At 63.5% G+C, this 12221-nt stretch carries 10 protein-coding genes; 3 read left to right on the top strand and 7 right to left on the bottom strand.

What is annotated here, in order from left to right; genetic code table 11:
• Window positions 1-80 precede the first annotated feature (80 nt).
• The gene (locus ABDK11_RS17210) at window positions 81-743 is read left to right on the top strand and encodes an energy transducer TonB (RefSeq protein ID WP_346837756.1); all 663 of its coding nucleotides are present in this window, start codon (window positions 81-83) and stop codon (window positions 741-743) included.
• 104 nt (window positions 744-847) lie between these two features.
• Here the strand turns inward: ABDK11_RS17210 and ilvD are convergent, their stop codons facing one another.
• The 4 genes from ilvD to ABDK11_RS17190 form a co-directional block, all read right to left on the bottom strand.
• Window positions 848-2683, bottom strand: a complete 1836-nt coding sequence (ilvD, locus tag ABDK11_RS17205) for a dihydroxy-acid dehydratase (protein WP_346837755.1) — start codon at window positions 2681-2683, stop codon at window positions 848-850.
• 177 nt (window positions 2684-2860) lie between these two features.
• A complete protein-coding gene (gene argA / locus ABDK11_RS17200; RefSeq protein ID WP_346837754.1) occupies window positions 2861-4186 on the bottom strand; it encodes an amino-acid N-acetyltransferase in 1326 nt (441 codons plus the stop codon).
• A gap of 165 nt (window positions 4187-4351) precedes the next feature.
• Window positions 4352-5503, bottom strand: coding sequence for an acetylornithine deacetylase (gene argE / locus ABDK11_RS17195; protein WP_346837753.1), 1152 nt, complete (start codon window positions 5501-5503; stop codon window positions 4352-4354).
• A 40-nt stretch (window positions 5504-5543) separates the two neighbouring features.
• Window positions 5544-6404, bottom strand: a complete 861-nt coding sequence (locus ABDK11_RS17190) for a carboxylate/amino acid/amine transporter (protein ID WP_346837752.1) — start codon at window positions 6402-6404, stop codon at window positions 5544-5546.
• A 9-nt stretch (window positions 6405-6413) separates the two neighbouring features.
• Between ABDK11_RS17190 and ABDK11_RS17185 the strand changes: the two genes are divergently transcribed.
• Window positions 6414-6881 carry a DUF6314 family protein gene (locus ABDK11_RS17185; RefSeq protein WP_346837751.1) on the top strand — a complete coding sequence of 156 codons (468 nt, stop codon included), beginning with the start codon at window positions 6414-6416 and terminating at the stop codon, window positions 6879-6881.
• Between the two features lie 16 nt (window positions 6882-6897).
• On the opposite strand, the gene ABDK11_RS17180 is transcribed toward ABDK11_RS17185, so the two are convergent.
• The 3 genes from ABDK11_RS17180 to ABDK11_RS17170 form a co-directional block, all read right to left on the bottom strand.
• Window positions 6898-7695 (bottom strand): PhzF family phenazine biosynthesis protein, encoded by a 798-nt coding sequence (locus ABDK11_RS17180; protein WP_346837750.1) that lies wholly within the window; start codon window positions 7693-7695, stop codon window positions 6898-6900.
• A 258-nt stretch (window positions 7696-7953) separates the two neighbouring features.
• Complete coding sequence (locus ABDK11_RS17175) at window positions 7954-9231, bottom strand: inorganic phosphate transporter (RefSeq protein ID WP_346837749.1); 1278 nt, start codon at window positions 9229-9231, stop codon at window positions 7954-7956.
• 13 nt (window positions 9232-9244) lie between these two features.
• Window positions 9245-9922 (bottom strand): TIGR00153 family protein, encoded by a 678-nt coding sequence (locus ABDK11_RS17170; protein ID WP_346837748.1) that lies wholly within the window; start codon window positions 9920-9922, stop codon window positions 9245-9247.
• Window positions 9923-10240: 318 nt separating this feature from the next.
• Between ABDK11_RS17170 and ABDK11_RS17165 the strand changes: the two genes are divergently transcribed.
• Window positions 10241-12016: a GspE/PulE family protein gene (locus tag ABDK11_RS17165; RefSeq protein ID WP_346837747.1), complete on the top strand. Its 1776-nt coding sequence runs from the start codon at window positions 10241-10243 to the stop codon at window positions 12014-12016.
• Window positions 12017-12221: the final 205 nt, after the last annotated feature.

Below are 12221 nucleotides of genomic sequence, written 5' to 3'. Positions count from 1 at the left end.
AATTAGCTGATCAGCTTTTCCATTCACGGCGATTTCAGTCGCCAGGTTCAAACACCCTGAAAATAATAAGGAGTGGTGTTATGGATAGAGCTTATCTGCTGCAATCCAATCCTCCCGAAAACAGTCTGTTGCCCGCCCTGGGCAGAAGCCTGCAATTCGGCCGCAATCTCGCCCTTGCATCGCTGGTCACGGTGGCGCTGGTGCTGGGTATGAGTCAACTGATCGACCGCGACTACCGCGCACCGGATAACGGCGGCACTATCCGGGTCCAGGGCGTGGTACTGCCAGAACTGAAGCGGACCCCGCCGCGCTTCGAGCCGCCGGTGAAACCGGTGGATCCGGCCGATCCACCGCCAGTCCCACCGGTCGAGACCAAGGTACACAAGGTTCTGCTGCCCACGCTGGTCGCACCCCCGCCGCCGGTGGATCCCGGCGTCGGCGATAACGTCAGCTATCGGGATCCTATCCCGGTCTTCAAACCGGCACCGCGCTATCCGCGCATTGCCTTGCAGCGGGGCATCGAGGGCTATGTGGTGGTGGAGTTCACGATCACCAAAACCGGCAGCGTGCGCGATGTGCGCGCAGTAGCCGGCTACGACGGTGCCGGAAACCCCACTGAAATGTTCAATCGTTCTGCGGTGGCCGCGGCGGCGCGCTTCAAATACCAGCCGCAGATCCGCGACGGTGAAGCGGTAGAGCGCCACGGCGTACGCAACCGCATCACCTACGAAATCGCGGAGTAGTTCGATGCATTGCGGGAGCCTGCTGCGCGGGCGACACACTCCGTTATCGGAATACCGCGCTTGCAGGGCAGGCTCCCGCCATATTTACCAACTCCCGCGCGGCCTCAGTCGATCTCGCGCACCGCGCCGCGATCGGCGCTGGTGGCGAGCAGGGCATAGGCCTTCAGCGCGCGACTGACTTTGCGTGGACGCTCCTCGCGCGGTTTCCAGGCATCGCTACCACGCGCAGCCTGGGCCTCGCGGCGGCGCTGCAGCTCCGCATCGTCCACCGCGATTTCAATCACGCGGGCGGGAATGTCGATGCGGACGGTATCGCCGTCTTCGACCAGGCCGATAGTGCCGCCAGCGGCAGCTTCCGGGGAAACGTGTCCGATGGACAGGCCGGAGGTGCCGCCGGAGAAGCGGCCGTCGGTGATCAGTGCACAGGAGGTGCCCAGCCCCTTGGATTTCAGGTAACTGGTGGGATACAGCATCTCCTGCATGCCGGGGCCACCCTTGGGCCCTTCATAGCGCACGATTACCGCTTCGCCTTCCTGCACTTTGCCGTCGAGGATGTGCGCCACGGCGGTTTCCTGACTCTCGACGATATGTGCCGGGCCCTCGAACTTCCACAGGGATTCTTCCACGCCCGAGGTCTTTACCACGCAGCCATCGGGCGCCAGGTTGCCGAACAGGACCGCCAGGCCACCCTCGGCGGAATAGGCGTGTTCCACCGAGCGGATACAGCCGTTTTCGCGGTCGCCATCGAGGTTGTTCCAGCGGCACTCCTGGCTGAAGGCGGTCTGGGTGGGGATGCCGGCGGGGCCGGCGCGGAAAAAGCGGTGGACGTCCGCGTCGTCGGTGCGGCGGATATCCCACTGTGCCAGCGCATCTTGCATGCTGGCACTGTGCACAGTCGGCAGCGAGGCGTCGAGCAGCCCGCCCGCCTCCAGCTCACCGAGAATTGCCATCACGCCACCGGCGCGGTGCACGTCCTCGATATGGTACTTCGGCGTATTCGGCGCCACTTTGCACAGCTGCGGAATCCGGCGCGACAGCTGATCGATATCCGCGAGGGTAAAGTCCACCTCCCCCTCCTGGGCCGCGGCGAGCAGGTGCAGGATGGTGTTGGTGGAGCCGCCCATGGCGATATCCAGCGCCATGGCGTTGGCGAAGGCGGCGCGGTTCGCAATCGAGCGCGGCAGCGCGGCGTCATCCTCCTGTTCGTAATAGCGCTTGGCCAGCGCGACGATTTCGCGCCCGGCGCGCAGGAACAGTTGCTCGCGGTCGGCATGGGTTGCCAGCAGGGTGCCGTTGCCCGGCAGCGATAGGCCCAGGGCCTCGGTCAGGCAGTTCATCGAGTTGGCGGTGAACATGCCGGAACAGGAGCCGCAGGTGGGACAGGCGGAGCGCTCATACTCGGCCACCTGCTCGTCGGAAGCGGAGTCGGTGGCGGCGATCACCATCGCGTCGACCAGATCCAGCTTGTGATCGGCGAGCTTGGTCTTGCCGGCCTCCATCGGGCCACCGGAGACAAAGATCACCGGAATATTCAGCCGCATGGCGGCCATCAGCATACCGGGGGTGATCTTGTCGCAGTTGGAGATACACACCAGTGCGTCAGCGCAGTGGGCGTTGACCATGTATTCCACCGAATCGGCGATGATCTCGCGGCTGGGCAGGCTGTAGAGCATACCGTCATGCCCCATGGCGATACCGTCGTCCACGGCGATGGTGTTGAATTCCTTGGCCACGCCGCCGGCCCTTTCAATCTCCCGCGCTACCAGCTGGCCCATGTCCTTCAGGTGCACGTGGCCGGGCACAAACTGGGTGAAGGAGTTGGCGACGGCGATGATCGGCTTGTGAAAGTCGTCGTCCTTCATTCCGGTGGCGCGCCACAGGGCGCGGGCACCGGCCATATTGCGGCCGGCGGTGGAGGTGCGGGAGCGATACTCGGGCATGGGGAATTTCCGCTACAGATTCATTGGCACACAAGAGTCCTCCGCGCGGGGAGGATGCGGCGCGGCGGCCATTGGGCGAGCCGCGCCCGGACGCGCAGATTACCAAAATTGGGAGCAGTTTGCGCCACCCCGGTGGCTGGGGAGATTTTTCGCGATATTTATCCCGGAAAAAGGCGCTTAGAGGCGGCTATTTTGCGCCGATAGGTGTTTGCGCAATATGCGCGAATTGCGCTGGATGTTGTACAGCGACTGGCGCGAGACCGGTAGGTCGGCGACCGCCACCTGCTGGAATCCCTGCTCGATAAACCAGTGCTCGGTCTGGGTGGTGAGCACGAACAATTCGTCGATGCCGAGCGCGCCAGCCTGGCGCTCCAGGTGATGCAGGAGTTTGGCACCACGCCCGCCGCCGCGAAAGTCGGGATGGCTCGCCACACAGGCGATTTCCGCGGCCACGGTCTCGCCCTCTTGATCCCGGATCGGATAGAGCGCGGCGCAGGCCACCGCCGTGCCGTCCACTTCCACCAGCGTGAAGTGCTCGATTTCCGCCTCCAGCTTTTCCCGTGAGCGACGCACCAGGATGCCCTGCTTCTCCAGCGGCCGGATCAGGCCGAGGATGCCGCCGACATCGGTAATACGCGCGCGCCGCACGACTTCATAGCTGTCGCGGTAGATCATGGTGCCCGCGCCCTCGCGGCGGAACAGCTCCTGCACCAGGGCGCCGTCGCGGGCGTAGCTGAGCAGGTGCGTGCGCGGTGTGCCGGTGTTGCAGGCGCGGATGGCGCAGCTGAGGGTCTCGCTGGCGACCCGTTCGGCGACCTGCTCCGCCTGCACGATGCTGAGCTCGTGTACGTCTTCGCCGTCCACCTGCAGTTGCGGGGCCTCGCGGAACAGCACGAGTTTTTCCGCGCGCAGTGATTGCGCGGCCTCGGCGGCGAGGTCAAGGTAGTTCAGGTTGAACAGCTCGCCGGTCAGTGACGTGCCGAGTGGCGACAGCAATACCAGTGCGTCCTGCTCCAGCGCGCGTTCGATGGTCTTGACCTCCATGCGCCGCACGCGGCCGGTCCAGCGCAGGTCGACGCCGTCGAGCACGCCGATCGGACGCGCGGTAACAAAGTTGCCGGAAATCACTTTCAGCGCTGAGCGCGCCATCGGCGAGTCCGGCAGCCCCTGGGAAAACGCCGCCTCGATATCGAAGCGCAGTTTGCCCACGGCGGCCTTGATGATTTCCAGTGTGTCGCGATCAGTCACGCGGGTATTGCCGCAGAACTGCTTGTCGATGCCGCGTTCCGCCAGTGCGCGATTGACCTGCGGGCGCGCGCCGTGCACCACCACCAGACGCACACCAAGGCTGGCGAGTAGCGCCAGGTCGTGCACCAGGTTGCGGAAATTGGTGTGCTCCAGCGCGTCGCCGGGAATCGCGATTACCAGCGTGCGGCCGCGCAGATCATTGATATAGGGCGCGGCGTGGCGAAACCAGTTCAGGGAGGCGTTGTTGTCGCTCACTAAGTTGCAGTCCGTGTTTTATGGGGCTCTGGTGAATATACCGTAAATCGAGGTTCGGGACTTACGGTCAGAAAGAATGCCGAAGTTAAAAGTGAAGCTCCTGGTACCGCAAACAGCCATCGATAGCAGAACCTTCGCATTGAAGCTCTAAGTTCCTTTCGGAGTTCAAAGGCAGAATTTTGCAATCAATCCGCGCAGCACTTCCACCATCGGCTCGATACGCTCCAACCCCAGATACTCATCCGGCTGGTGCGCCTGGTCGATATCGCCGGGGCCGAGCACGATGGTATCGATACCCATACTCTTGAAATAGGGGGCCTCGGTGCCAAAGGCGACACTCCCGGCACTGTGGCCAGTGAGTTTTTCTGCAGTTTTGACCAGCTCCGAATTCGCATCCTGTTCAAAGGCTTCAGTGCCGCGGAACAGCGGCGCATAGTCGAGGGTAAATTTCCGGTCGGTGACGCTCGCGTGCAGGCGCTGATCCAGCTCCGCGCGCAGGTCGTCGAGTGCCATGCCCGGTAGCGGGCGCACGTCGAATTGCAGTTCTACGTGCCCGCAGATGCGATTGGGGTTATCGCCGCCGTGGATGCAGCCGAGATTCATTGTCGGTACCGGTACTGCAAAGCCGGGGTTGTTATAGCGGCTCTGCCACTCGGCACGCAGTTTGAGTAGCTCACCGATGGCGCCGTGCATCGCCTCCAGTGCGTTGGCGCCGAGCGCAGGGTTGGAGGAGTGGCCGCTCTGGCCGGTGATGCGCACCGCTTCCATCATCACGCCCTTGTGCATGCGGATCGGTTGCAGTCCGGTCGGCTCGCCCACCACCGCGCAGCGCGCCCGCGGCCTGCCGGCCTCGACCAGCGCCCGCGCACCGGCCATGGAGGTTTCTTCGTCGGCGGTGGCGAGAATGATCAACGGTTGTTGCAGCGGCTTGTCGATAAAGCTTTTCGCCGCCTCGATGGCGAGCGGAAAAAAGCCTTTCATGTCGGTGCTGCCGAGACCGTAGAAACGGTTGTCGCGCTCGTCCAGTTTGAACGGGTCCGACTGCCACTTGCCGTCGTCGTAGGGGACGGTGTCGGTATGCCCGGCGAGGATCAGCCCGCCGTCTCCCTGTCCCAGGGTGGCGATCATATTGACTTTGTCGGGCTGTCCCGTCAGCGGCATCAGCTCCACGGCGAAGCCGAGGGTTTCCAGCCAGGCGGCCAGCAGCTCCACCACGCCGCGGTTGCCCATATCCAGGTTGGGGTTGGTGGCGCTGACGCTGGGGCAGGCCACCAGCTGCTGCAGCTGCTGTTTGAGGTCCGGTATACGCTTGTTCATAACTTCCCTGTGTTATTTCTCTGCCACGTGGTGGCGATTTTCAGTCCGGTGGTGTTTGCCGCCGGATCCGCCACTCGTTGAAAATGACTGCCGCCGCGATGACCGCGCCGCCGAGACCGAGCCGCAGCAGGTCGGCGTCGCGATTCCAGATTAACAGATTGACCGCCAGTCCTGCCGGAATCAGCGCATTGTTCATTGCCGCGAGAGTACCCGCGGAAACCTGGGTGGCGCCCTTGTTCCACAGGAAATAGCCGAGCCCCGAGGCGACCAGTCCCAGCCACAGCAGTATGCCCCACTGCAGTGCCGTGTGCGGGTACTGCGGCTTGCCCAGCCACAGCCAGGCGCATATTGCGACCAGCGCGGCGCCGAGGTAAAACCAGCCGAACAGATGGCGCGCAGGCACCGTCGGCGCGCTTTGCATAAACTGCTTGTAGGCCACCTGACCGAGGGCAAAGCACAGGTTGGCGCCCTGTACGACGAGGAATCCGAGCCAGAAGTCGCCGCGCGGTTGGCCCCAGCGGATGATCGCGGCGCCAGCCACCGCCAGCGCGGCGACGCACAGGTTTTGCGGGGAGAAGCGGTGCGCGAGCAGATCGTAGAACAGCGCGATATACAGCGGCGTGAAAATGGTAAACAGCAGTACTTCGGGTACGCTGAGCAGCAGAAAGGACTGGTAGTAGAACAGGTACATCAGCCCCAGCTGCAGCGCGCCAATTCCCATCAGCGTAAGGGCTGTGCGCGGCGCACAGGCGCGCGGGCGCAGCAGTGGCAGGAATACCAGCGCGGCGAGCAGGACGCGGGTCAGTACCGCGAAATAACTGTCTACGTTGCCCGCCAGGTAGACACCGATCAGGCTAAAGGAGAAGGCCCACAGAATGGTAACGAAAATCAGCAGTGGCATGGTCTAGTAGTGAATATTGATAGTGAACCGCATTGTAAAGCGCTCGATGACCTGTGGCTGCGCCTGGCGAAAGTTTCCGAGTTCAGCTTTACCGCCAGCAATGGCCCGGGGTCAAAGACCAACTGGCGCGGCCACGCCCGCGGCAGCATTGTGGTGGTACCGGGTGAGCTGCAGATCATTTTCCGCGAGCGTGCCGAGTTCACCGACAGCGAGGGGCGCACCGTGCAGCTGCAGAACAGCTACCGCTGGACGCGCTTTGCGCATTCAGTACAGCTGGAGCACCTGCGCCGCGCCGAGCCGGTGGTACTGTTCGAGCTGCAGCCAGTCACCGACCACGGCTTCCGCTCGGCCGCGCCGCATCTGTGTGGCGATGATACCTACAGCGCGGAACTGTTGTTGCGCGGCGGCGAGATCGAGTTGATCTGGCAGATTCACGGCCCGCGCAAGAACGAGCGCCTGCACTACCACTACTGGTGACCCCGCGCCGCGCTGCTCAGAGCACCATGTGTCCGCGCAGGTAGGTTACCGCCGTGCCGCGCAGCAATACCCTGTCGGCGCGCAGTTCGCATTCGATTTCACCGCCGCGCGCAGAGATCTGGCGCGCCCTTAATTGCTCGCGATCCAGTTGTGCCGCCCAGTAGGGCGTCAGCAGTGTGTGGGCGGAACCGGTTACCGGGTCCTCGTCGATGCCGATGACCGGCGCGAAAAAGCGGCTGACAAAGTCGCAGTCGAAGCCTGCACCCGGCGCGGTGCAGATTACCCCGCAGTAAGGCAGGCCGGCCACGGCGCGCGGGTCGGGTTTGAGTTCCGCTACCTGCGCCGCATGCGCAAATACCAGCATTATTTTGTCGTTGTCTCCCGGCACTGCCAGTGCGCGCAGCGGCTCTGCGCCTACGGCGGCGGTGAATTCCGGCCGCAGCGCGATCTCCTGTGGCGGTTGCGCGGGGAAATCCATTTCAATCAGCGCACCCGCGCGGCGCGCCGTCAACTCACCGCTCTTGGTGGAGAAAACGATTTCCTCTTCTTCGTAACCGAGTTCGCTCCACAGCAGGTGCGCGGTGGCCAGGGTGGCGTGGCCGCACAGCGGCACTTCCGCTCCGGGCGTGAACCAGCGCAATTGGTAGCCGCGCCCGGCGGGTACGATAAACGCGGTCTCGGCCAGATTGTTTTCCGCCGCAATCGCCTGCAGCAGATCATCCGCGAGCCACTCCTCGAGCGGCACCAGCGCGGCGGGATTACCGCCGAACAGTTTCGATGTGAAGGCGTCGGCCTGGTAGAGGGGCAACTGCATGGGACTGACCTTATCTCTGTCTGGAGTTGAAATATTAACCCGGCAATAAAATATTGCCGGGTTAACGCGGCACAAGGATGTGCCGTCGCCGAGCGTAGCTCGGGCGCAAGCCCTTGAAATGCAAGAAGATCCACGCATCTTTGCCAGCGTTTCAAGGGCGACAATCAAATATTTCAGGACGAAATATTTGATTGTCGGGTTAATAAAAAAGGGGAAGCGGCACAGCCGCTTCCCCTTTCTAGCAGAACAAGCCGACGTTTATAAGCCGAATACGCCCTTGAAGAAGAAGAAAAACACAATCGCCAGGGCGGCGCCGGCGGGCAGGGTGACTACCCAGGACACCACGATGGTACTGATCATGCGCAGGTTCAGCGCGCCGATACCACGGGCCAGGCCGACACCGAGCACCGCGCCCACCAGCGTATGCGTGGTGGAGACCGGCAGGCCGGTACCGGAGGCCAGCACCACGGTGGCGGCAGCGCCCAGCTCGGCGGCGAAGCCGCGGCTCGGGGTCAGCTCGGTGATCTTCTTGCCGATGGTGGCCATCACCTTGAAGCCGTAGGTGGCGAGACCCACGACGATACCGGCACCACCGAGCAGCAGTATCCACGACGGCATCGCCGCCTTGGCGGTCACCGCGCCGGCCTGCACGGTATTGACGATGGCTGCCAGCGGGCCAATGGCATTGGCGACATCGTTGGAACCGTGCGCGAAGGCCATGGAGCAGGCGGTGAACACCATGAGTATGCCGAATATCCGCTCCACGCTGGCGAAGCGGTTATCGCGCTCGAGTTCCGGATCGCGCTTGATGCGCTGCATCATGACGATACCAAGAATGGCTACCAGAACGCCGACGATGGCGGCGATACCGGCATCTTCCAGGAAGGAAAAGCTGATTCCTGCATCGCCGAGCACATGCTTGAGCCCCTTCTTCAGGGTGACCATGGCGATCATCCAGCCCACTGCGAACATGTAGAACGGGACATAGCGCTTGGCGTTGGTGAACGGATCCTCGGTGTTGAGGATCAGCCGCTGTACACTGCGGAACAGCAGGAAGGCAAAGGTACCGGCGAGCAACGGCGATACCACCCAGCTCGCCACGATGGAACCGACCTTGCCCCAGGCCACCGCGTCGACGGAAATGCCCACCGCCGAGAAGCCGACAATGGCGCCCACGATGGAGTGGGTGGTGGAGACCGGCCAACCCAGCAGGCTGGCGATCATCAGCCAGGTGCCGGCGGCCAGCAGCGAGGCGAGCATGCCGTACACCAGCAGTTCTGGCTGCGTGCTAAATATTTCCGGGGCGATGATGCCCTTGCGGATGGTGGCGGTGACCTCGCCGCCGGCCAGGTAGGCGCCGGCAAACTCGAACACCATGGCGATCAGGATCGCCTGTTTGATGGTCAGTGCGCGCGAGCCCACCGAGGTGCCCATGGCGTTGGCCACATCGTTGGCGCCGACCCCCCAGGCCATGAAAAATCCGAAGACGCAGGCGAGGATCAGGAAGATCTCGCCGTGTTGGCTGATAACGTCCATCTGTATCCCCCCGTTAGCGTGCCAGCAACAGTTGTAAGCGGTTACCCACGCTGTGGGCGCGGTCGGCCAGGTCGCCGATCCACTCGATGATGCGGTAGAGGAACATGACGTCTACCGGCGGGAGATCCTTCTCGATTGCGAACAGGGCGGCGCGAATTTCCACTTCCAGCCTGTCGGACTTGCGCTCCAGGTCGTCCAGCTCCTCGGTCATGCGCTTGGCGATGTCCATCTCGCGGCCGGCAAAGCCGCTCTCCAGCAGTTCGTCCAGCTCGTTGATGGCGCGCAGGGCCTGGGCCGAGGCGGCCACGGCGCTGTCGACGAAGGTGGTCATCAGCGATTGCAGCTTTTCCGGGATCTGCATCTTGCGGCCGATGGCCAGCCCGGCGATATCCTGGGCGGTGTTGGCGACTTCGTCCTGGGCGTGCAACAGCTCCAGCAGGTCGGAGCGGGACACCGGCATAAACAGGCTGTCCGGCAGGTGCAGGCGCAGGTCGCGCTTGATATCGTCGGCGCGGTTCTCGCAGGCAGAAATCTCTTTCTGCGTTGTTTCCGCCGCGTTCAGGTCGCCCTGTATCAGTGCGGTAAAAAAGGGAACCAGTCCGGCCGAGGCCTCGTGGGCCGTGGCCATATGCTCTTTGATCGGCTTGATCGGCGAGCGGCCAAACAGGTTGGCGATATTGGACAAGGGCATGGTTAGCTCCGTTGTTCTGGGTGCGAATCGGCGGCATGGTACCCCAAGTTGGCGCACGCACGGTAATAGCCGCGCGGGGTGCACCGTTGTTGTGCGCCGTGGGCAGGCTGCTGACAGCCTATTTTTCAGCCGCCTGCCAACCCGGCCGCGGTGGGCCGGCCGCAATTCGAGCTTCTAAGTGCTTGATTTGTCGTGGAGCGGTTGCGGCCATGCGCGGCAAACCCGGGCGGAAAAATGCCAAGGAAGGCATTTTTCAGCGGCCTGTTAGAGCTACAATGCGCCGACGGCTACACACAGAATAGACGGGTAATTCCTCCTATGACGGCGCAAAAACTGGCGGATAGACTACTGGACTTACCGGGGCTGCTTGAGGACCTGGTATCCCATCAGCGGGTCAGCCGTGCGGATGCCAACCGCCTGATCGGCACGCCGCGCACCGCCGAACAGGCGCAGATGCACCCGCTGACCTATATCGCCAGCTGCGAGCTGCAGGATCAGCAGCACCCCGGCAGAGTGCTCGACCGCGAGACGCTGACCGTATGGCTGGCGGAGACCTCCGGCCACCGTCTCTACCATATCGACCCGCTCAAGGTGCATGCCGGTGCTGTCACCGAGGTGATGAGCTTCCAGTTCGCCAAGCGCCACCAGATCCTGTGCGTCGAGGCCGGTCGCGACACGCTGCTGGTGGCCACCGCGCAGCCCTACACCCATGGCTGGGAGGAGCAGTTGGCGCACACCAGCGGTCGCGCGGTGCAGCGGGTGGTGGCGGATCCCGCCGACATCAAGCGCTATTGCGTGGAGTTCTACTCCCTCGCCAGCTCTATCTCCGGCGCCAGCGGCCTCAAGGGCAGCTCCGGCTCGGGCAATTTCGAGCAGCTGCTGGAGCTGGGCCAGCTCAAGGATCCGGATGCCGACGACCAGCACATCGTCAATATCGTCGACTGGCTGCTGCAGCACGCCTTCGACCAGCGCGCCAGCGATATCCATATCGAACCGCGCCGCGACATCGGCCGTATCCGCTTCCGCATCGATGGGGTACTGCACCCGATCCACGAGCTGCCGGACGCGGTCAACGCCGCCATCACCAGCCGCCTGAAGATCCTCGGGCGCATGAATGTGGCGGAGAAGCGCAAGCCCCAGGACGGCCGCATCAAGACTAAGCGCCCGGACGGCCGCGAAGTGGAGCTGCGCCTGTCGACCCTGCCCACTGCCTTCGGCGAGAAACTGGTGATGCGGATCTTCGACCCGGAAGTGCTGGCGCGCTCCTACAGCGACCTGGGCCTCGGCGGCGACGACCTGGCGCGCTGGCAGAAGATGCTGGCGCGCCCCAACGGCATCGTGCTGGTCACCGGCCCCACCGGCTCGGGTAAGACCACTACCCTGTACACCGGCCTCAAGCAACTGGCCACCAGCGAGGTCAATGTCTCCACCATCGAGGACCCGATCGAGATGGTGGAGGAGAGTTTCAACCAGACCCAGGTGCACCATTCCATCGGTCTGGATTTCGCCGCCGGTATCCGCACCCTGATGCGCCAGGACCCGGACATCATCATGGTCGGTGAGATCCGCGACCTGGAGACCGCGCAGATGGCGGTGCAGGCGGCGCTGACTGGCCACCTGGTGATTTCCACCCTGCACACCAACGATGCGCCCACCGCCGTCACGCGCCTGCTCGACCTGGGCCTGCCGCACTACCTGCTCAAATCCACCGTGCTCGGCGTTATGGCCCAGCGCCTGGTGCGCACCCTGTGCCCGGCGTGCAAGCAGAAAGATGAAATCAGCGAGGAGGACTGGCAGGCGCTGGTGCGCCCGTGGAAGGCGCCGCGCCCGCCGGTGGTCTACCGCCCGGAGGGCTGCCTGGAATGCCGCAATACCGGCTACCGCGGCCGCCAGGGCATCTACGAGATCTTGCCGTTCACGGAGGCGGTGCAGGCGCAGATCACTGCCGACAGCGATCTGCAGCAACTGCGCCGCCGCGCGATGCGCGAGGGCATGAACAGCCTGCGCCTGTCCGGCGCGAAAAAAGTCGCCGCCGGCCTCACCACCGTGGCCGAAGTGTTACGTGTAGCGCCGCCACCGGATATTGCGTTTTGAGGTGTGGGGCTCGCGTAGGGGGCGCCGTGCGCACCGCCGGGTAATAAGCATAGTGGCGGTTCCGCTGCCGGTGGCCGCCCGCTCAACAGCCTTATCGGCAATCGCTTCCCGGGCGGCCCCCGGCAGCGGAGCCTGCGCATCTGGTGCAGTATTCTTTTAATTGCTCAGCTGAATTCGCTCACATCGTTTTGTAGGAGCGGCCCAT

Source organism: Microbulbifer sp. SAOS-129_SWC, from assembly GCF_039696035.1.
Taxonomy (GTDB): domain Bacteria; phylum Pseudomonadota; class Gammaproteobacteria; order Pseudomonadales; family Cellvibrionaceae; genus Microbulbifer.
Note: the sequence above shows the minus strand (reverse complement) of the source record. Positions and strands in the feature narration are given on the sequence as shown.